Source organism: Subtercola boreus, assembly GCF_006716115.1.
GTDB lineage: Bacteria > Actinomycetota > Actinomycetes > Actinomycetales > Microbacteriaceae > Subtercola > Subtercola boreus.
Window position 1 is genome coordinate 3,439,564 of the sequence record NZ_VFOO01000001.1, and the last position, 18,962, is coordinate 3,458,525.

The 18,962-nt window shown below is 69.6% G+C and carries 18 protein-coding genes; 9 read left to right on the top strand and 9 right to left on the bottom strand.

Features of this window, described 5'->3' with window-relative positions:
• Positions 1 to 22: 22 nt before the first annotated feature.
• From FB464_RS16110 to FB464_RS16120, 3 genes are read left to right on the top strand one after another with little or no spacing between them, the layout of a single operon-like run.
• Positions 23 to 2,578, top strand: a complete 2,556-nt coding sequence (locus tag FB464_RS16110; RefSeq protein WP_246093102.1) for an ATP-binding cassette domain-containing protein — start codon at positions 23 to 25, stop codon at positions 2,576 to 2,578.
• Positions 2,575 to 3,717: a zinc-dependent alcohol dehydrogenase gene (locus tag FB464_RS16115; protein ID WP_211327421.1), complete on the top strand. Its 1,143-nt coding sequence runs from the start codon at positions 2,575 to 2,577 to the stop codon at positions 3,715 to 3,717. The genes FB464_RS16110 and FB464_RS16115 overlap by 4 nt, the downstream gene beginning before the upstream one ends.
• Before the next feature lie 33 nt (positions 3,718 to 3,750).
• Positions 3,751 to 5,253, top strand: a complete 1,503-nt coding sequence (locus FB464_RS16120; RefSeq protein WP_116416130.1) for an NAD-dependent succinate-semialdehyde dehydrogenase — start codon at positions 3,751 to 3,753, stop codon at positions 5,251 to 5,253.
• 33 nt (positions 5,254 to 5,286) lie between these two features.
• On the opposite strand, the gene FB464_RS16125 is transcribed toward FB464_RS16120, so the two are convergent.
• From FB464_RS16125 to FB464_RS16145, 5 genes are all read right to left on the bottom strand, one after another.
• Positions 5,287 to 5,859 carry an ATPase gene (locus tag FB464_RS16125; protein ID WP_211327420.1) on the bottom strand — a complete coding sequence of 191 codons (573 nt, stop codon included), beginning with the start codon at positions 5,857 to 5,859 and terminating at the stop codon, positions 5,287 to 5,289.
• A complete protein-coding gene (locus FB464_RS16130; RefSeq protein ID WP_116416128.1) occupies positions 5,856 to 6,278 on the bottom strand; it encodes a TA system antitoxin ParD family protein in 423 nt (140 codons plus the stop codon). The genes FB464_RS16125 and FB464_RS16130 overlap by 4 nt, the downstream gene beginning before the upstream one ends.
• Positions 6,279 to 6,341: 63 nt before the next feature.
• Positions 6,342 to 8,135 carry an alpha-amylase family glycosyl hydrolase gene (locus FB464_RS16135; protein ID WP_116416127.1) on the bottom strand — a complete coding sequence of 598 codons (1,794 nt, stop codon included), beginning with the start codon at positions 8,133 to 8,135 and terminating at the stop codon, positions 6,342 to 6,344.
• A 64-nt stretch (positions 8,136 to 8,199) separates the two neighbouring features.
• Positions 8,200 to 9,060 (bottom strand): DMT family transporter, encoded by an 861-nt coding sequence (locus FB464_RS16140; protein WP_116416126.1) that lies wholly within the window; start codon positions 9,058 to 9,060, stop codon positions 8,200 to 8,202.
• Positions 9,060 to 9,944, bottom strand: a complete 885-nt coding sequence (locus FB464_RS16145; protein WP_116416125.1) for a MurR/RpiR family transcriptional regulator — start codon at positions 9,942 to 9,944, stop codon at positions 9,060 to 9,062. The genes FB464_RS16140 and FB464_RS16145 overlap by 1 nt, the downstream gene beginning before the upstream one ends.
• Positions 9,945 to 9,968: 24 nt before the next feature.
• Between FB464_RS16145 and FB464_RS16150 the strand changes: the two genes are divergently transcribed.
• Positions 9,969 to 10,880: an oxidoreductase gene (locus tag FB464_RS16150; RefSeq protein WP_116416124.1), complete on the top strand. Its 912-nt coding sequence runs from the start codon at positions 9,969 to 9,971 to the stop codon at positions 10,878 to 10,880.
• A gap of 62 nt (positions 10,881 to 10,942) precedes the next feature.
• Here the strand turns inward: FB464_RS16150 and fgd are convergent, their stop codons facing one another.
• The gene (gene fgd, locus FB464_RS16155; RefSeq protein ID WP_116416123.1) at positions 10,943 to 11,950 is read right to left on the bottom strand and encodes a glucose-6-phosphate dehydrogenase (coenzyme-F420); all 1,008 of its coding nucleotides are present in this window, start codon (positions 11,948 to 11,950) and stop codon (positions 10,943 to 10,945) included.
• 47 nt (positions 11,951 to 11,997) lie between these two features.
• Here fgd and FB464_RS16160 point away from each other — a divergent pair, with 47 nt between their 5' ends.
• On the top strand, positions 11,998 to 13,008 hold the full coding sequence (locus FB464_RS16160; RefSeq protein WP_116416122.1) for an aldo/keto reductase: 1,011 nt from the start codon (positions 11,998 to 12,000) through the stop codon (positions 13,006 to 13,008).
• Positions 13,009 to 13,212: 204 nt separating this feature from the next.
• A complete protein-coding gene (locus tag FB464_RS16165; protein WP_116416121.1) occupies positions 13,213 to 13,857 on the top strand; it encodes a hypothetical protein in 645 nt (214 codons plus the stop codon).
• A gap of 35 nt (positions 13,858 to 13,892) precedes the next feature.
• Here FB464_RS16165 and FB464_RS16170 read toward each other — a convergent pair whose 3' ends face one another.
• The 3 genes from FB464_RS16170 to FB464_RS16180 form a co-directional block, all read right to left on the bottom strand.
• The gene (locus FB464_RS16170) at positions 13,893 to 14,471 is read right to left on the bottom strand and encodes a putative antibiotic biosynthesis monooxygenase (protein WP_116416120.1); all 579 of its coding nucleotides are present in this window, start codon (positions 14,469 to 14,471) and stop codon (positions 13,893 to 13,895) included.
• A gap of 4 nt (positions 14,472 to 14,475) precedes the next feature.
• A complete protein-coding gene (locus FB464_RS16175; protein ID WP_170152005.1) occupies positions 14,476 to 14,919 on the bottom strand; it encodes an SRPBCC family protein in 444 nt (147 codons plus the stop codon).
• Between the two features lie 105 nt (positions 14,920 to 15,024).
• Complete coding sequence (locus FB464_RS16180) at positions 15,025 to 15,798, bottom strand: GntR family transcriptional regulator (RefSeq protein ID WP_142206741.1); 774 nt, start codon at positions 15,796 to 15,798, stop codon at positions 15,025 to 15,027.
• Positions 15,799 to 15,999: 201 nt separating this feature from the next.
• Here FB464_RS16180 and FB464_RS16185 point away from each other — a divergent pair, with 201 nt between their 5' ends.
• From FB464_RS16185 to FB464_RS16195, 3 genes are read left to right on the top strand one after another with little or no spacing between them, the layout of a single operon-like run.
• Positions 16,000 to 17,244: an FAD-dependent oxidoreductase gene (locus tag FB464_RS16185; protein WP_170152004.1), complete on the top strand. Its 1,245-nt coding sequence runs from the start codon at positions 16,000 to 16,002 to the stop codon at positions 17,242 to 17,244.
• Positions 17,245 to 17,255: 11 nt separating this feature from the next.
• Positions 17,256 to 17,720, top strand: a complete 465-nt coding sequence (locus FB464_RS16190; RefSeq protein ID WP_116416116.1) for a flavodoxin domain-containing protein — start codon at positions 17,256 to 17,258, stop codon at positions 17,718 to 17,720.
• Positions 17,717 to 18,961 (top strand): cytochrome P450, encoded by a 1,245-nt coding sequence (locus FB464_RS16195; RefSeq protein ID WP_116416115.1) that lies wholly within the window; start codon positions 17,717 to 17,719, stop codon positions 18,959 to 18,961. Before FB464_RS16190 ends, FB464_RS16195 begins: the two co-directional genes overlap by 4 nt.
• Position 18,962: the final 1 nt, after the last annotated feature.

An 18,962-nucleotide genomic window follows, 5' to 3' on the forward strand; every position in this document is an offset into this window, starting at 1 on the left:
CACAAGAACCAAAGGTGAACTCGTGAACAATCAGACGTACGTCCAGGCGGAAGACCCCGTGATGCTGTCGGTGCCGACACTGTCGCTCAGCGACATCACGAAGACCTACGCCGGTGTCGTTGCTCTCGAGAACGTCTCGTTCGACGTTCTCCCCGGGGAAGTGCACGCCCTCCTCGGGGAGAACGGTGCCGGCAAGTCGACGCTCATGAACGTCGCCTCCGGCACGGTGCAGCCCGACAGCGGAACCATCCGGGTGGGCGGCGAGAGCATCGACGTGCTGTCGCCGGCGCTCGCCGCCGCATCCGGAATCGCCATCGTGCACCAGCACCCCGCGGTGCTGCCCGACATGACCGTGCTCGAGAACCTGCAGGTGGCGCTGCCGGCGTCGGCCTTCCGGGTGGATGCCGCATCCAGCGTCGAGCAGACGGCCTCCCGCATGCTGGCCGAGGTCGGCCTCACCGCGCACCTCCGGGATCGTGTCGAGTCGCTCACTGTGGCCCAGAAGCACCTGCTCGAGATCGCGAAGGCGCTCGCGCTGAAGCCGAAGATCCTGGTGCTGGATGAACCCACCGCCCCGCTCGGCCAGGACTCCGTCGACCTGCTGTTCGCCCGCGTGCGCTCGGCCGTCGCCGAGGGCACCTCCGTCATCTACATCACCCATCGCATGGCCGAGGTGCGCCAGCTCGCCACGCGGGTGACCGTGTTGCGTGACGGCCGCTTCCGCGGAACGGCGGATGTCGCGGAGATCACCGACGACGAACTGCTGGCCCTGATCGTGGGCCGGAAGCTCGAGTCGACGTTCCCGCCGAAGCATGAGCCCACGGGCGACGAGCCCGTCAACTTCGTGCTGGATGGCTTCACCGCCGCCGGGTTCGCCGACGTGAACGCCTCCACGACCCGCGGCCAGATCCTCGGGGTGGCCGGTGTCGTCGGCAACGGCCAGAGCGAACTGCTGCGCGCCCTCGCCGGTCTCGAGCCGTTCACCGGTACCGCGACCGTCGGCGACCGGGCCGTGACCCCCGGCGAACTGCTGCACCGCGCAGGCTACATGCCGGCCGACCGGCACCGCGAGGGCCTGATGATGACCCTCACCGTGCAGGAGAACGCCGCCGTCTCCGCGCTCTCGAAGTTCAAGAAGGTCCTCTTCCTCAGCACATCGCGTGAAGTCTCCGAGGTCGGCAGCACGCTCGACTCGCTGAACGTCAAGGCGCCCGCGATGGACGCGGTCGTCTCCTCTCTCTCCGGCGGCAACCAGCAGAAGGTCGTCATGGCTCGGGCACTGCTCAGCGAGCCGCTCATCGTGGTGGCCGACGAACCCACCCAGGGCGTCGACGTCGGGGCCCGGCTCGAGATCTACAAGATCCTCCGCCAGGTGTCGGCCTCGGGCATCCCGGTCATCATCGCCTCCTCTGACGCCAAAGAGCTCGAGGGCCTCTGCGACCAGGTGATCGTCATGTCGCGCGGCCACGCGGTCGACCTCATCGTGGGTGACGACATCACCGAGGAACGCATCGTCCGTGCGGCCGTCAGTTCGACCACGCACACGGTCGAGGTTCCGACCATCCGCAAGCAGCGGCCCTTGGCCGGCACAAAGGTACGGTCGGAGGGTTTCGGCCGTTTCGTGCAGGGCGACTATGCGCCGACGGTGCTGCTGATCGGCATCATCGTGCTGCTCGGAGCCTTCATCTTCGGTCAGAACGCCCGGTACCTCTCGGCCTTCAACATCTATTCGGTGCTGACGCTCGTCGCCGCGCTCGGTTTCATCGCGCTCGGCCAGACGATCGCCCTCATCATCGGCGGCATCGACCTGTCCGTCGGGCCGCTGGCCGGGTTCCTGGTAGTGGTCGGCTCGTTCTTCTTCAACGACGACAAACCGCTCTCGATCGTCGCGCTCGGCCTGGTGCTGATGTTCGTCATTGCGATAGCGACGGGGTTCGTGAACGGTGCGCTCATCCGGTTCGGCAAGTTCACCGCCATCGCCGCGACCCTGACGCTCTACATCGGCCTGCAGGGCCTCAGCTTCCTGCTGCGGGACTCGCCCGACGGCTACATCGGCGCAGGGATGACCGCGGTGATGACCACGAAGGTCGGACCCGTGCCGATCGCCTTCATCGTGCTGGTCGTCGTGGCGGTCGCGCTCGAGTTCGCCCTGCGTCGCTCGCGCTGGGGCCGGCGCCTCCGCGCGACCGGGTCCAGCGAGGAGTCGGCCCGCCGCATCGGCGTGAACATCAACAAGACGGTCGTGCTGGCCTACATGCTGACCTCGATCTTCGCCTTCCTCGGCGCGATCATGCTGATGGTTCAGATCGGCGTGGGCGACCCCGCGCAGGGCGTCAGCTACACGCTCACCAGCATCACGGCTGTGGTGCTCGGCGGCACCTCGCTGCTCGGCGGCCGCGGAACGTTCATCGGCACGCTGTTCGGCTCGATCCTGCTGATCCAGGTGCTGAACGCGACCACCTTCCTCGGGCTCTCCCAGATGTGGCAGTACATCTTCCAGGGCGTGCTGATCCTCGCGGCGGCGGTGCTGTACTCCGTCGCCCGCTCGCGGAAGAAGAAGCTCGAGGCCCTCGGATGACGGGCACCACTTCGTCCGTCGAGCCCTCCACCATGCTGGCGGCTGTCTACCACGGGCCGCACGACATCCGCATCTCGTCGGTTCCCGTGCCGTCGGCCCGCCCCGGCGAGGTGCTCGTGAAGGTGCTGCGGTCGGGCATCTGCGGCACGGATGCCACAGAGTGGTCGGTCGGCCCGAAGGTGTTCCCCGTGCAGGGCACGCATCCCGTGACCCACCACCACGGCCCGATGGTGCTCGGCCACGAGTTCGTCGGCGAGATCGTCTCGCTGCCCGAATCGTCTCTGCCCGGTACGTCGCTGGCCGGCACCGGCGAGGCTCTGGATGTCGCGGCCGCCGCCTCCCTCGCCGTGGGCGACCTCGTGGCGAGCGGCGCCGGCGTCTGGTGCGGCGACTGCGCGCGCTGCAGGGAGGGCCGCACGAACATGTGCGAGAACTACTACACGCTCGGGCTCAGTCTCGACGGGGGCATGGGCGGGTATGTCTCGGTACCGGCACGCACCCTCGCCGCCGTGCCCGACGGTGTCTCGCCCGATGTCGCGGGTCTTGCGCAGCCGCTGGCTGTGGGCATCCATGCCGCCCGTCGATCGGGTGCGGTGGACGGCGACCGGGTGCTCGTGATCGGCGGCGGCGCGATCGCGTCGTTCGTGCTGGCCGGCCTCACGCACCTGGTCGACGTGGAGGTGACCGTCGTCGAGTTCGCGGGCCGCAAGCAGGAGCGCGCGCTGAGGCTCGGTGCCGACCACGTCGTCAGCCCCTCGGAGGAGCTCGCCGCCGACGTTCCGGCGTCGTTCGGCGGCCGACGTCCCGATGTGGTGATCGAGGCCAGCGGTGCGCCCGGCCAGCTCGCGGCGGCCGTCTCCCTGGTGCGGAACGGTGGCCGCGTGCTCGCCGTCGGGCTGCCGAAGGTGCAGCCGACCCTCGACGTGCACTCGCTGGTATTCCGTGAGATCACGCTCGACTCTTCTCTCGCGCATGTCTGCGCGACCGACCTCCCTGCGGCGCTCGCGATCCTCGCCACCACCATGCTCGGCGCGGAACTGGTCGAACGGGTGGTGCCGCTCGACGAGCTCGGGGCGCAACTCGATCGCCTGGCCGCGGGACAGGTGGACGGCAAGATCCTGATTGACCCCTGGCTCTGAGAACTCCCCTCTCACCAACGAAGCGGAAACCCCATGACGATCTCCACGCCCACCCCCGTTCCCTCCTCCTCACCCGACTCGCTCGAAGCCGACCTGCTCGCGCGCGTCCCTTCGCAGCTCTTCATCGGCGGTGACTGGGTGGATGCCCGGGCCGGCGCCACCCTCGACGTGCACGACCCCGCGACCGGCCTCGTCATCAAAACGATCGCCGATGCCCGCGCCGAAGACGGACTCGCCGCGCTCGACGCCGCCGTGGCGGCTGCCGACGAATGGGCCGAGACCGCACCCCGCGCCCGCGGCGAGATCCTCCGCGGAGCTTTCGACCTCCTGCAGGAGCGCCGCGAGGACTTCGCCCTGCTGATGACGCTCGAGATGGGCAAGCCGCTCGCCGAGGCCCGCGGCGAGGTCACCTACGGCGGCGAGTTCCTTCGCTGGTTCAGCGAGGAGGCCGTACGCATCGGCGGCCGCTACGGCCGGAACCCCGAGGGCACCGGATCCATGATCGTCTCCGAGCGCCCGGTCGGCCCGGCCTTCCTCATCACTCCCTGGAACTTCCCGCTCGCGATGGCGACCCGCAAGATCGCTCCCGCTCTGGCCGCCGGATGCACGGCTGTCGTCAAACCGGCCTCCCTCACCCCGCTCACCACCCTGCTCCTCGCGTCGCTGCTCGAAGAGGCGGGCCTCCCGAAGGGCGTGCTGAACGTCTTCACCACCAGCACCACGAGCGCGGTCTCCGACCCGATCATCGCCGACCCGCGCCTCCGCAAGCTGAGCTTCACAGGCTCCACCGGTGTCGGGCAGCAGCTCATCCGCCAGTCCGCCCAGAACGTGCTCCGCATCTCGATGGAGCTCGGCGGCAACGCCCCGTTCGTGGTCTTCGAGGATGCCGACCTCGACAAGGCGGTGGAGGGCGCGCTCGCGGCCAAGTTCCGCAACATCGGGCAGGCCTGCACGGCCGCCAACCGGTTCATCGTGCACACCTCCGTCGCCTCCGAGTTCGCCACGCGGCTCTCCGCCCGGGTCTCCGCGTTCCGGATGGGCCGCGGCACCGAAGAGGGCGTCACCGTCGGCCCGCTGATCAACGACGCGGCGGTCACGAAGGTCGACGCGCTCGTCACGGATGCCGTGTCACGGGGTGCCACGGTTCGCACCGGCGGGCATCCGGTCGACGGCGACGGCAGCTTCTACGAGGCCACCGTCATCACCGGCGTCACGGCCGGCAGCGACATCCTGCGCGAGGAGATCTTCGGCCCGGTGCTCTCGATCGTCGAGTTCTCTGACGAGGATGAGGCCGTGCGCTTGGCGAACGACACTGAATACGGCCTCGTCAGTTACGTCTTCACCGAATCGCTCGCCCGCGGGCAGCGGATGATCGACCGCCTCGACACCGGAATGATGGGCCTGAACGTGGGGGTGCTCTCCAACGCCGCGGCACCCTTCGGCGGCGTCAAGCAGTCCGGCCTCGGCCGCGAGGGCGGCTCGGAGGGCATCCGCGAGTACCTCTCGACCAAGTACACCCTCATCCCGAACGCCTAGCCGCGCGCCGCGCCCGGTGGCCCTGCGACACTGTTACGACGTCAGCGCCGGCGGGGTCCACGATGGCCAGGCGGCGGAGCCGATGAGGCGGCCGCGTTCGTATCGTGCATCGACCTCGAAAGGGTCTGTGGCACGGCTGTTGTCGTAGACGGTTGTGCTGTGGGCGAGGGACCGGGCTTCCGCGACAAGACCCCACAGTCGCCGGTACCGCTCGCGGATCTTCGCCTCCGGCACGGTGTGCCCACCCCGCGTCACTCGGTGTGCAACGCGCCGCACGGTCACGTCTTCGGGCACGAGGATGACGTGCAGGGCCACGAGATACCCCGTTGCTGCCCCGAGCCGAACGAGTTCGAGTTTGCTGGGGTGGCTGAAAACGGTCTCGGTGATGAATGAATGCCGTCCGGCGAACGCCCGCTCACGCTCGATTGAGGCGGCCGCTGACGCATCGTAGGCGTGTTGGGCTTCGCTACCCGGCCACCGCTCGGCCGCGATCTCGTCGGCATTGATGAAGGGGAGGTGAGTGACCGGCTGCAGCACCGCGCGGACGAACGTCGACTTGCCCGCGCCGTTGGGTCCCGCGAGCACGTGCAGAACGGGTGAGCTCACGCGGCGGATGAGGCGGCGGCGGGTGCGCCGGGTAGTGATCCGTTCGCGTGCGCCGTACCACCGTGCTCTGGCCGGTGGTTCACCATGATGACGTTGCCGTCAGCATCCGCCTCGGCCCACGGGAGACCGGCCTCGAGGAGCTCGTCGGTGAAGTCGAGTTCGGCGATCCGGGCGGCGACACGGTCGTTCCACGCGACCCGGACGACGGCCTGTTCGCTGTCTCGGAGATCGTCGTATGACGAGACGCCGGCCAGTACCTCCGTGATCGCCGTGTGCGTGACGGTCGGCGACGACTCGAACTCACGCCCGATGCGCGCCCAGTGGTCGAGCTGCTGCGCGGCGCTGCGGCTCTGCACTTCGCCGGCCGCTTTCGCCGATTCGAACAGTTCGCCGTCGATTCGGGTGGGCATCGTCTTCATGGCTTGAGTGTAGCACTTCGCTACACCTGACATGCCGGGCGGGGTGCCCAGCTTCGCCCTGGCTCAGGCGAGCCAGACGAACTCGTGGGGGGCGAGGGTGAGTCCGGCCCCGAGCGGCATGGGCCGGCCGGTCACGAGGTCGGTCCGGTCGGCCGACAGCCCGCCGAACCTCTCGGCGTCGAGCGTCTGCGCGTGCTCGGAGAAGTTCGCGAGCACGAGCACCTCGCCGCGCTGGTAGCCGAGCACGTGGGGGTTCTGCGTGTGGAACGCGGTCAGCTGCCCGCCCGCGAAGGCCGGCGTGCGGCGGCGCACGTCGATGAGGCCGCGGAACCGGGCGAACAGCTCGCCCGCCCGGGTCTCCGGGTCGTCGCGGGTGGCGTACCGTTCGGCCGGGTAGGGCGGCCGGCCCACCCAGCGGCTGTCCTCTGCGTGCCCCGGCACGTCGAGGTAGCCGTAGTCGTTCAGCTGCCCGACCTCGTCGCCGAGGTAGATCAGCGGCACGCCGCCGGTGCTCAGGATGATCGAGTGGGCGAGCACGATCCGGTCGACGGCCCCGGGGTCGCCGGCCTCGAGGCCCGCGAGCGACGCGGTCGTGCCCGAGATGCGGCAGTCGCCGGTGCGCGGGTTGTCCTGGAACGGCACGCCCCGGGCGAAACTGCCGGGGAACCGGTTCACGTAGAACGCGTTCAGGAAGCGGCGGTGCTCGTACCCGTCGATGCCGAACTGCCGGGCATCCTCGTCGGCGAACGTCCAGCCGATGTCGTCGTGGCTCCGCACGTAGTTCACCCACGCCGTGTGCGGGGGCAGGTTGTGCCGCTGCTCCAGCGCCTGCGCGAGCAGGTTCACCTCGCGGGTGGCGAGAGAGTTCCAGATGAGAGCCATCTGCAGCGGGTTGTAGCTCAGTTGGCATTCATCGGGCCGGATGTACACCACCACGTCATCCGGATGCACGATCGCCTCCGACTTGAACAGCAGCGAGGGCGCGGCGATCCGGCAGACGGCGTTGAACGCCTGGAGCAGGAGGTGCGCCTCGGGCAGGTTCTCGCTCGTGGTGCCGAGTTGCTTCCAGATGAAAGCCACGGCGTCCATCCGCAGGATGTTCACCCCCTGGTTCGCGAGGAACAGCATCTCCCCGGCCATCGCCCGGAAGACGGCGGGGTTGCGGTAGTTCAGGTCCCACTGGAACGAGTGGAACGTCGCCCACACCCAGCGCCCGTCGGCCAGCGGTACGAAGGAGCCGGGGTGGTCATCCGGGAAGATCTCGCGGGTGGTGAGCTCGTACCGGTCGGGCATCGTGCGGTCGTCGAAGATGAGGTAGAAGTCGTCGTAGAGCGGATCGCGCGCGAGCGCGCCTCTCGCCCACACGTGCTCGTTCGAGGTGTGGTTGAAGACGAAGTCGACCACCAGCGAGATGCCGTTCCGCCGGAGCTCTGCCGCCAGGGCGGTGAAGTCGGCCATCGTGCCGAGATCCGGGCGGATGTCGCGGTAGCTCGACACCGCGTAGCCGCCGTCGGAGTTCTCGGCCGGCGCGAGGAACAGCGGCATCAGGTGCAGATAGGTGAGCCCGAGCTCCCGGAAGTACGGGATGCGCGCCCTCACCCCGTCGAGCGTTCCGGCGTAGAGGTCGACGTAACAGACCCCGCCGAGCATCTGGTTCGAGGCGAACCAGTCGGGGTCGGCCTCGCGCTCGTCGTCGAGGGCCTTCAGCTCGGCGGGCCGCGCGTCCCAGGACGCGCGGAGGTCCTGCACGAGTCCGTCGAGCGCGCGGCCCGCCTCCGGCAGGTCGCCGTAGATGCGGCCGAAGAGGGAACGGAGACGGGGGAGCTCAGCGTTGAGGCGTTCGTCGAACGTGGTCATAGTCACGCATCTTGGCAGGTGTTGAGGCCGTGTTCCACCCCCGGCACGCCGCCGCAGAACGCCGTCAGAGGCTGATGGCCGCGATTCCGGCGAGCACGATGACGGCGCCGACGATGCGCCGCGCCAGGTGGGCTTCCCGGAAGAGCCACCACGCGAGCAGTGACCCGATGACGATGGAGGATTCGCGGAGCGGAGCGACGAGGGCCACGGGTGCAGTCTGCATCGCTGTCAGGACGAGGATGTAAGCCAGCGGCGACAGCACCGCGACGGTGAGGATCGGGCCCGCGTCTGCAAGGAGGGTGAACCGGATCCTGCTCCGGCGGCGGAGGGCGAACGGCGTCAGCACCAGGCTCTGCACGAGGAACGTGCCGGTGAAGTAGGTCACCGGGTCGAGGTGGAGGGTCGTCACCGAGAGGCTGTCCCACAGGGTGTAGCCGGCGATGGCGGCTCCGGTGGCTGCGCCCCAGAGCACGCCGCGAAACGGATGCCGTGCGCCGGCCCGGAAGGGGTTGCCCGCGACGACCACGATGCCCGCCACCACCACGACCGCGCCGAGGATCGCGATTGCACTCAGCCGTTCCCCGAACAGCAGGATGGCGAACAGCAGGGTGAGAACGGGCCCCGTTCCGCGGGCGACGGGGTAGACCACGCCGAGGTCGAAACGGTCGTACCCGCTCTGGAGTGTCAGGGAGTAGGTCACGTGCAGGGCGGCGGAGACGACGGCGCCGGCCGCGAGCTGCCAGCTGAGCGTCTGGCTGCCCGCGGCGAGGGCGGCCAGGGCGAGCGGGAGGCAGAGCAGGGTCGCAGCCGAGGTGTACGCCCAGACGAACAGGAACGTGTCGCCCCGCTTGTACTTCGACACCGTGTTCCAGACCGCGTGCGCCAGGGCGGCGACGAGCACGATCGCGATGGTGCCGGGCTGCATCAGGTGATGTCGGGCAGATCGATACCGGCACGCTCGGCCCGGCGCATCCTGTCAGGGTCGCCGAGGGCCAGCGCCGCCGCCAGCGTGTCGACGACGACGAGCTGCGCGAGGCGGCTGCCTGCGGCGGCCATCTGCGTCTGGAGGGGTGCTCCTCCGACGACGAGGGCGACGTCGGCGAGCACCGCCAGGGGAGTGTCGCTCTGGTTCGTGATCGCGACGAGGGTCGCGCCGGAGGAGGATGCCGCGTCGGCGACACTGAGCGTCGAGGCCGTGCGTCCGGTCGAGCTGACGGCGATGACCACGTCTTCCGTGGAGAGGAGCCGCATCGCGATCATCGCCGATTCGTGGTCGGGGATGGCGGAGACCCGGAGGCCGAGCGCCCGGAAGCGGAAGACGGCGTCGGCGGCGACAGCAGCCGACGTGCCCGCACCGATCACGATCACCTGGCCCGCCCGCCGCAGGGCGCCGACCGCCTGATCGAGGGCGGCGGGGTCGAGCGCTCCGCCGAGCGCTCCGAGCGCATCCGCACCGGTGCGGATGGCCGTTTCGAGCACCGCGGCCGTCGTGGCGTTCTCGTCGAGCGCTCCCGGCGGGGCGAAGAACTCCGTGGTGCCGCGGGCACGGGCGATCTCGAGCTTCAGTTCGGTGAATCCGGTGAATCCGACGGCGCGAGCTGCCCGCACCACGCTGGGCGCCGACACACCGGCCCGCGCCGCGACTTGCGCCGTGGTGCTCGTGCCGACGAACAGCGGGTCGGCGAGCAGCAGGTGCACGACCTTCGTCTCGCTCGGTGCGAGGTCGCCACTGCGCGACTGCACGCCGCCCAGCCAGCGGGTGAGGCCGCCGTCGTCGGGTGAAACATGGTTACCGACTTTACCAAGCATGTGTAACAGAGTAACCTCATCGGCATGGCCCAGACCAGTCCCGAGCAGTCAGTGCGCCCGCGCGTCGCGATCGTCGGTCCCGGCGCGATCGGTACCACCGTCGCCGCCGCGCTGCATGCGGTCGGCCGCACGCCCCTGCTCTGCGGCCGCACCGCCCGCGATGGCCTCGAGTTGAGCACGGCAGACGCCGTCATCGAGGTTCCGGGACCGGTTCACACCGACCCGGCCGACATCGGGGGCACCGTCGACCTCGTCTTCCTCGCGGTCAAAGCGACGCAGGTGGATGCTGCGGCCCCCTGGCTCGCGGCCCTCTGCCATTCCGGCACCGTCGTCTGCGTGCTGCAGAACGGCGTCGAGCAGCTGGCGGCCGTCGGGCCGCACGCCCCCGCCGGAGCGGTGCTGCCCGCGGTGGTGTGGTTCCCCGCTGAGACCCAGCAGAACGGATCCGTGCGGCTGCGCGGCCCCGCCCGGCTCACTCTGCCCAACCTTCCGGCGGCCCGCATCGTGGTCGACGTGCTCGACGGGACGCTCTGCGCGGTCGAGCTGGCGCCGGACTTCACCTCGGTCGCGTGGCGGAAGCTCCTGCAGAACGCGATGGCGGGGCTGATGGCGCTGACGGGCCGTCGCGCCGGCATGTTCGGCCGCGATGACATCGCGGAGCTCTCGCTCGACTACCTCCGGGAGTGCCTCGCGGTCGCCCGGGCGGAGGGCGCGGTGTTGGGCGACGAGGTGCCGCGGCAGATCCTCGAGGCGTTCCAGGCGTTCCCGCCCGACCAGGGCACCTCGATCCTGGCCGACCGGGAGGCGGGGCGGCCGCTGGAATGGAGCATCCGCAACGACGTCGTGCGGCGCCGGGGGCGGGCCCGCGGCATCCCGACCCCGATCAGCGACATCGTGGTGCCGCTGCTCGCCGCCGCGAGCGACGGGCCCGGCTGAGGCATCGCAGGCCCGGCCCGGCCCGCCGCACCCCCCACCGGCCGGCCCGCGGCCCAGCCCTCCTACAGCGCGCGCAGTCGCGGGATGACCTCTTCGCCGTAGAGCTTGATGAACCGCTCCTGGTCGTGGCCGGGCGCGTGGAAGACGAGGTGGCGGAACCCCAGGTCGATGTACTGCTGGATGCGTTCAACGTGCTCGTCGGCATCCGTCGACACGATCCAGCGCGACGCGACCCGTTCGATCGGCAGTTCGTCGGCGAGCCGCTCCATCTCGCTCGGGTCTTCGACGCTCATCTTCTCGTCGGGGCTCAGCGCGAGCGCACCCCAGAACCGGGTGTCTTCGAGGGCGCGCGCCCCGTCGTGGTCGAATGAGACCTTCATCTCCATCAGGCGGTCGACGGCGCCCTCGGCCCGTTCGCCCTTCGCGATGCCGTCTTCGAGCGCGGGAACCAGGGTGTCCGAGTAGAGCGCAGGCGCCTTGCCCGACGTGGTGATGAACCCGTCGGCGATGCGGCCCGCGAGGCGCGTCGCCGCGGGCCCGGATGCGCCGATGTAGATGGGCACCGGCTTCTCGGGGCGGTCGTAGATGGTGACGTTGTCGACCGTGTAGAACTCGCCGTTGTGTGTGACGCGCTCTTCGGTCCAGAGACGCTGGATGAGCAGTACGGCCTCCTTCAGGCGGGCGAAGCGCTCCTTGATGTCGGGCCACGGGATGCCGAGAGCCGACTCGTTCAGCGATTCGCCGGTGCCGACGCCCAGGATGACCCGTTCCGGGAACATCTCACCGAGGGTGCCGAACGCCTGCGCGATGACCGCGGGGTGGTAGCGGAACGTCGGCGTCAGAACAGAGGTGCCCATCACGATCTTCGACGTGCGAGCGCCGAGCGCCCCCATCCACGGGATCGCGGCCGGCGCGTGCCCGCCGGTGTGGCGCCACGGCTGCAGGTGGTCGGAGATGAAGATCGACTCGAAGCCGGCCTGCTCGGCCTGCACCCCGAAGTCGAGCAGCTGCGTCGGGGTGAACTGTTCGGCGGACGCCTTGTAGCCGATCGTGAGCTTCTGGTCTGTCATCACATGTCCTTCTCTGGAAGGTCGGTCCGGGTGGATAGGCTTTCCCTATGTACCCTCACGTTGCCGACTCTTCACGTTACGACACAATGCAGTACAACAGGGTCGGTCGCAGCGGCCTGAAGCTCCCCGCGATCTCGCTCGGGCTCTGGAACAACTTCGGCAACGACAAGCCGCTCGAGACCCAGCGGGCGATCATCCGGCGCGCCTTCGACCTCGGCGTGACGCACATCGACATCGCGAACAACTATGGCCCGCCCCCCGGCTCCGCCGAGTCGAACTTCGGGCGCATCTTCGCCGAAGACCTGCGTCCGTACCGTGACGAGCTGATCATCTCATCGAAGGCCGGTTACGACATGTGGTCGGGGCCGTACCAGGTGTTCGGCTCGCGCAAGTACATGCTGTCGAGTCTGGATGCCTCGCTGAAACGTACGGGCCTCGACTACTTCGACATCTTCTACTCGCACCGTCCCGATCCGGAGACCCCGATCGAGGAGACCATGGGCGCCCTCGCGCACGCCGTGCAGAGCGGCAAGGCGCTCTACGTCGGCATCTCGAACTACAACCCCGAGCAGACCCGCGCCGCAGCGGCGGCGCTCGCCGAGTTCAAGGTGCCGCTGCTCATCCACCAGCCGCGCTACAGCATGTTCGACCGCACCCCCGAAGACGGGCTGCTCGACACCCTCGCCGACCTCGGCATCGGCAGCATCGCGTTCTCGCCGCTCGCGCAGGGCCTCCTCACCGACCGTTACCTCGGCGGATCCGTGCCGGACGGGTCGCGGGCATCCGAGGGTCGCTGGCTGCAGCCGGGCGCGATCGGCGACACGTACCTCGCGCGGGCGCGGGCGTTGAACGACATCGCAGCGTCGCGCGGGCAGAGCCTCGCCCAGCTCGCCCTCACCTGGGTGCTGCGGCAGCCGTCGGTCACCACCGCGCTCATCGGCGCCTCGAGCGTCGGGCAGCTGGAGAACAACATCGCCGCCGTGCACGCCGCACCCCTCACCCCAGACGAGATCGCCCTCATCGACCCCCTGGCCGTCCACGGCACCCAACTGCGCTGACCCCCCGCCTCCGTCCCCGCCCCCACCCACCCGGCCCCCACCCCACCCCATCGAGTGGGCACTTTCGGCCCTAAAACGGGCCGTTTGGGGCCCGAACTGCCCACCCGATTGGTGCGGGGCGACTGTACCCCCCGTTGGAGTGAATCGAGCGATCGCGGGGCGCCTGCTGTGTCAGGATCATCACACAACACAAGGGGATCATCGATGAAGGCTTTCACGCGCTCGGCCCGGGCGTTCCGCATCACGTCGGCATGCAGTCTCATCGGGGTGTCGATCGCCGTGCTCGCGGGCTGCGCCCCGTCGACTCCGGCCGCGACCCCTGCGCCCACCGTGACCGTGACGGTCACCCCGACGTCGAGCCCGGCACCGACGCCCACGTGGAGCGCGAGTTCCTCGCCCGCGGCGACGACCGGGAGCCCGGTCACGATCGCCTGCTCATCGCTGGTGGCCGACGCGACCATCGCCGCGATCAGCCCCGACTTCAAGACAGACCCGGGTGCCGAGGTCTCCGGCGACAACAGCTTCGCGACGATCGCGGGGCTCGACGGCAGACTCTGCTCCTGGCTGAACTCGGCCAGCGGCTCGAGTATCTCCGTCGGGGTGGCGAACCCCGGTTCAGCGTCCCTCGCGACGAACGAGGCGAAGATCAAGGCGTCGGGTACGGCCAACGCGGCCCTCTCCGGCACCTCGGGCAACCGCGGCTACGTCGAGAGCAACACCGAGGCTCCCGTCTTCGACGTCTTCACCGAATCCGGCTACTGGATCTCCATCTCGTCGATCATCTTCGACTCGCCGAGCTCCGCCGACAGCATCCTCTCCAACATCCTGCAGACCCTCCCCGCCGGCTAGCCCGACACCGGGTGGCGCGCGGGTGGGGGCGCGGCTCAGCGGCCGCGGAGCAGCCACGGGCGAAGCGCCCGCGTCACGAACGGCAGGGCGAGGTACGTCATCACCGGCGTCAGCACGATCACGGTGACGAGCACCCGCGCCCAGATCGGCCAGTCGCCGAGCAGGGGCGCCGCGAGGTAGTTCGCCAGCACACTCAGCGGGTAGAAGACGATGAAGATCGAGATCATCTGCTTCCACCGCGGGGGAGTGCGCGGCTGCGCACTGATCACCTCGACGGCCGCGGGCTCGTCGAACCAGCCCTCGATGCCGGTGCGGCGTTCCTGGTCGCCGTGCTCCACGAGACCCTGTCCGGTGGAGACCCACCAGGCCCGTTCCGCCGACTTCTCCCACACATCGAGGCTGGCGGTGTCGGCGAACCGGAACAGCATGTGCCAGTCGGCCGACGACGGGTCGGGCCGGATCCAGCCCGACCCGAGGTACCCGGGGTAGGTGCTGATCAGGTCCTGCCCGGATCTCGCCCACGCGGCCGCCTCGCGCGCGCGGTCGGGCGAGACGGTGCGGGTGACCGCCACGGTGATGGGGCCGGCGGTGCGTGCTTCCTGAGGCTCAGTCATGCCTCTAGTCTGCTACCCGGTGGCGCACCCCCGTCTTCCGGGTCACGTACTCGCGGAAATTGTCGAGTTCCCGCGTCACGGCCCGGGAGTCGTCACCGAAGAGGGCTCCGACACGCTCGACGAAACTGCGCGGAGTCCAGACGATCTCGACGGTCAATCGGCAGCCCCCGGCATTCAGGGCCTCGAAGCTCGCACGACCGAGGAGCTCGAGCTCGCCGGTCGTGCTCTTCCAGTCGATATGGTCGCCGCGCACGACGGAGGTGACGATCGCGTCGTACTCCCAGTCGATGCCGCCGAGCCTGATCTCCCAGTAGCTGTGTCGGAGGCCGGTCACCGTCACCCGGGTGACCGTCTCCATGATCGCCGGGAACGACTCGATGTCCATCCAGAACTCGAAGACGGTGGCGACGTCGACGGGCAGGTCGATGCTGTGGACGATCTGTGACATGGGGCTCCCTCGCGAGATCCTGCAGTGCGGCGCCGGTGCCGCGATCAGAGGGTAGTCCCGATTCCGTCCCGACGTCACCGCCATCGCCCGGAGTGATGCAGCGTTTCAGCCGGACGGGGTGCCGGCCAGCTCGGCCATGTCGATGTTCCCGAGCGTCAGGGCACGCCCGTAGGTGAACCGCACCCGGCTCGCGAGCCAGGAGGTGAGGGCGAGTTCGACGAGTTCGCCGGTCTCCCTGAGTCTGCTGCAGGTGGTCACCTCCAGCAGGGGCACATCGCGGTAGGAGCCGAGGAGGGCCGCCTGGCCGGTGGTGGCGAACGCGATGCGCACGGTGCTCGTCGCACTGACGGGGGCTGCCGGCGACGGTGCGGCGCTGGTACCCGGACCGTGGCGGTCGCTGGTGGCCCGCACGGGCATCCACGAATCCGTGACCCCGATCGCCAGGCCGTCGACCTCCTGGACGTGTCGCCCGTGACGGACGTCGTCGGGGGAGTCGTACTCCACGTCGCGCCGCAGGTTCTCGGGCACCGCGACGTGCTCCGAGGTCTCGACGAGCCGGGAGCGCGCGACGTGCCCGGTGGCGAGGAGCTGTTCGCGCCACGGCCGCAGCAGGTCGATGTCGGAACGCTGCACATCGCCGTTCTCTGTGACGAAGGTGCCGGATCCGCGCCTCGCCAGTAGCAGCCCATCGGCGACGAGAGCCTCGATGGCGCGTCGCACGGTCTCCCGGCTGACCCCGTAGTGCGTCACGAGGTCGGCCTCAGAGGGGATGCGCGATCCGCGCGTGAACTCGGCCTGTTCGATGCGGCGTCGGAGGTCGCGGTGCACCTGCCCCCACGCGGTGAGCGGGGAATCGGGTTCGACGACGAAGCGGGCCATGATCCTATTGTCTCCACTTCCAGACAACTTTGCCTCAAGGATGTCTGCGATCCCGTGCAACCTGCTGCGAATCCGGGCCCCCGGGACCCCGGCCGGTCGGTGTGGCTGTTAGTTTTCGAGCGTGTCCGGCTCCCGCCCGCCCGAAGGGTCCGGACACGGCACCGACACCGACAGCGCAGTCAGACGAAGGAGACACCGGCCGTGAACGAGACAGCTGCCCCGCCCGAGGTGCTCCGTGTCGCGATCGTCGGTGCGGGCCCCGCGGGCTGCTACACCGCCGGATTCCTGCGGAAGCGCTGGCCCCAGGCCGCGATCACCGTCTTCGACCGGCACGATGCCCCGTACGGACTCATCCGCTACGGCGTCGCCCCCGATCATCTCGGCACGAAGGCGATCGCGAAGCAGTTCGACCGCCTCTTCGCCCGCGACGGCGTGACGTTCGCCGGCAACACCGACATCGGCACGGATGTCTCCCTCGACCAGCTCCGCGCCGACAACGATGTCGTGGTGCTCGCGACAGGGCTCTGGGCCGATCGCGTGATCGAGACGTTCCACACCGCCCCCGGTACCGGTGCCGCTGCGCCTCTCGCCGGCGTCTACGGCTCCGGACGACTGACCCGCCTCATCAACGGCCATCCCTCCGAGAGCGTCGAGGGCCTCACCATCGGCCGACGCACGGTGATCGTCGGCAACGGCAACGTCGCGGCCGATCTCGTGCGCCTCATGCTCACCCCGGCCGACGTGCTCGCCTCGCACGGCGTGGCCGCCGACGTCATCCACGCTCTCACCGCCGGCCCGCTCGAGCACATCGATGTCGTCGGGCGTTCGCCGGTCGGCGCGGCCAAGTTCGACGTGGCCATGATCCGCGAGCTCGGACGGCTTGCCGATGTGCGGTTCACGAGCGACGCGGCTCCGGATGCCGGCGCTCCGGATGCCGGCGCTCCGGATGCCGGCGCTCCGGATGCCGCTGCCCCGGATGCCGCGGATGCCGACGGGAAGGCGGCCGCCATCCGCGAACTGGTCGCGGGGTCGCCGGAGGCCGCCGGCCGCACGGTGGCGTTCCACTTCGGCTGGACCCCCGACCGCGTGACGGGCGACGGCCGGGTGTCGGCCGTGACGTTCACCGCGACCGGCGCTGCCGGCGGTGCCGGCACTGCCGGAACCGCTGCCGGTTCCGCCAGCCTCGAGCTCCCCGCCGACTCGGTCTGCACGGCGGTCGGCTTCACCGAGACCGACGGCGCCCACATCAGCCGCGCATCCGTGGCCTCGCCCCGGGCCGACCCCGATCGCGGCCGGCTCGATGACGGGCTCTACGCGGTCGGCTGGTTCCGCCGCGGGCCGGTCGGCACGATCCCCGCGAACCGGGCGGACGCCCGCTCGGTGGCCGATGCGATCATCGCCGACCTCGAAGCATCCTTTATCCCCACTCCCACCTCCCTCACCTAAGGAACCCCCCGATGAAATTCGTCATTCTCTACGGCACCGAATCGGGCAACGCCGAGACGGTCGCCGACGACCTGGTCGACGAGCTCGGCACCGACAACGAGGTCGAATCGGTCGACATGACCGACGCCAGCGCCGAGACCCTCAGCCCCGACGCTCTCCTGCTCGTCGTCTGCTCCACCCACGGCGACGGCGGACTACCGGCCAGCGCCGTGCCGTTCGCCGAGCTGCTCGACACCGAGCGGCCGGACCTCACGGGCATCCGCTACGCCATGTTCGGCCTCGGCGACAGCTCGTACGAGACCTACAGTCGAGGCAGCGAACGCATCGACGAACGGCTGAGCGCACTGGGTGCGACCCGCGTGGGCGAATACGGTCGCCACGACGCGAGCGACGGATCGCTGCCGAACGACGCGGCCCTCGAGTGGGCGCGCAACCTGGTCGGTTCCCTCGACGAAGCTCAGGCGGTGGCCCGATGAGCATCACGACGACGGTGCACGCGCCCGAGCTTGTGCTCCCGGCGAACCTCACGGTGCACTACGACCCGCTCTCGTACGCCGACTACGACTACCCGTACGACCTGTTCCGCCGGCTCCGCGACAAGGCCCCCGTCTACTACAACCGCGACCGTGACCTCTACATCGTGTCGCGCTACGCCGACGTGCGTGCCTGCCTCGGTGACCACATCCGACTCTCGAACCGGCTCGGCAACGACATCGACGGAACCCACGACTCCTACGGCAACGGGATGCTCGTCGCCCTCGACCCGCCGCGGCACACCGCCCTCCGCGCGGCCGTCCGGCGCACCTTCTCGGCCCGCGAGATCCTCGCGAAGGAGGACAGCACGCGCGAGTTCACCCGCGACCTCGTCGGGTCCCTCCGGCGGAACGGCGGCGGGGACTTCGCCACAGACGTCGCCATCCCGATGGGCATCGGCATGGGCATCGCCCTGCTCGGCGCCCCGCAGAGCGACAACGAGGCGTTCTCCGAGCATCTGCTCCGCGCGATGGTGCGCATCGTCGGTCACCTGGGGGTTCCGGATGACGCGGCGGAGGCCAACCGCGAGACCGAGGAGATCCTCGCCGAGCGTTTCCAGGAGCGCCGCGCCGAGATCGACGCGGGGTCGCCCACCACCTCGAGCGACGCGTTCACGCAGATCCTCCTCGCCGTGCATGCGGGCAAGGTGATGCCCGAGGAGCAGGGCGGACTCGCCCACCTGGTGCTCTCGGCGGCGAGCGACGCACCGGCGTCGCTGCTCACGAACTGCATCGCGATCCTCGACAAGTTCCCGGCGCTCCAGGGGTTCCTCCGCGAGAACCCGTCGATGATCCCGCAGTTCGTCGAGGAGTCGCTCCGGTACGACACCCCCGGCCAGAACCTCTCCCGCCAGACCACCGAGGAGATCGAGATCGCCGGCACGGTCATCCCGGAGAACTCGCGCGTGATGTTCCTGCAGGGTTCGGCGAACCGCGACGAGCGCATCTACGACGACCCGGACACCTTCGACCTGACCCGCGAGTTCACGCCGGCCAACCGGATCATGTCGTTCGGCGACGGGATCCACGCCTGCATGGGCGCCCCGTTCGCCCGCCTCGCGACACGCATCGTGGTGGAGGAGCTCGTGCAGGCCGGCGAGTTCCGCATCGTCGGCTCGCCCGAACGCTGGACGAAGCAGCTGGTGCGCGGCTTCTCGAAGCTGCCGATCCGGTTCGTGTCGTGAC

Bases quoted from the DNA above. Each gene is read 5' to 3' on its own strand.
- FB464_RS16145 (WP_116416125.1), bottom strand. From the start codon at position 9,944: ATGCTTGGTAAAGTCGGTAACCATGTTTCACCCGACGACGGCGGCCTC.
- FB464_RS16165 (WP_116416121.1), top strand. From the start codon at position 13,213: ATGAAGGCTTTCACGCGCTCGGCCCGGGCGTTCCGCATCACGTCGGCA.
- FB464_RS16135 (WP_116416127.1), bottom strand. From the start codon at position 8,135: ATGACCACGTTCGACGAACGCCTCAACGCTGAGCTCCCCCGTCTCCGT.
- FB464_RS16190 (WP_116416116.1), top strand. From the start codon at position 17,256: ATGAAATTCGTCATTCTCTACGGCACCGAATCGGGCAACGCCGAGACG.
- FB464_RS16195 (WP_116416115.1), top strand. From the start codon at position 17,717: ATGAGCATCACGACGACGGTGCACGCGCCCGAGCTTGTGCTCCCGGCG.
- FB464_RS16140 (WP_116416126.1), bottom strand. From the start codon at position 9,060: ATGCAGCCCGGCACCATCGCGATCGTGCTCGTCGCCGCCCTGGCGCAC.
- fgd (WP_116416123.1), bottom strand. From the start codon at position 11,950: ATGACAGACCAGAAGCTCACGATCGGCTACAAGGCGTCCGCCGAACAG.
- FB464_RS16130 (WP_116416128.1), bottom strand. From the start codon at position 6,278: ATGAAGACGATGCCCACCCGAATCGACGGCGAACTGTTCGAATCGGCG.
- FB464_RS16175 (WP_170152005.1), bottom strand. From the start codon at position 14,919: ATGTCACAGATCGTCCACAGCATCGACCTGCCCGTCGACGTCGCCACC.
- FB464_RS16180 (WP_142206741.1), bottom strand. From the start codon at position 15,798: ATGGCCCGCTTCGTCGTCGAACCCGATTCCCCGCTCACCGCGTGGGGG.
- FB464_RS16160 (WP_116416122.1), top strand. From the start codon at position 11,998: ATGTACCCTCACGTTGCCGACTCTTCACGTTACGACACAATGCAGTAC.
- FB464_RS16170 (WP_116416120.1), bottom strand. From the start codon at position 14,471: ATGACTGAGCCTCAGGAAGCACGCACCGCCGGCCCCATCACCGTGGCG.
- FB464_RS16115 (WP_211327421.1), top strand. From the start codon at position 2,575: ATGACGGGCACCACTTCGTCCGTCGAGCCCTCCACCATGCTGGCGGCT.
- FB464_RS16120 (WP_116416130.1), top strand. From the start codon at position 3,751: ATGACGATCTCCACGCCCACCCCCGTTCCCTCCTCCTCACCCGACTCG.
- FB464_RS16150 (WP_116416124.1), top strand. From the start codon at position 9,969: ATGGCCCAGACCAGTCCCGAGCAGTCAGTGCGCCCGCGCGTCGCGATC.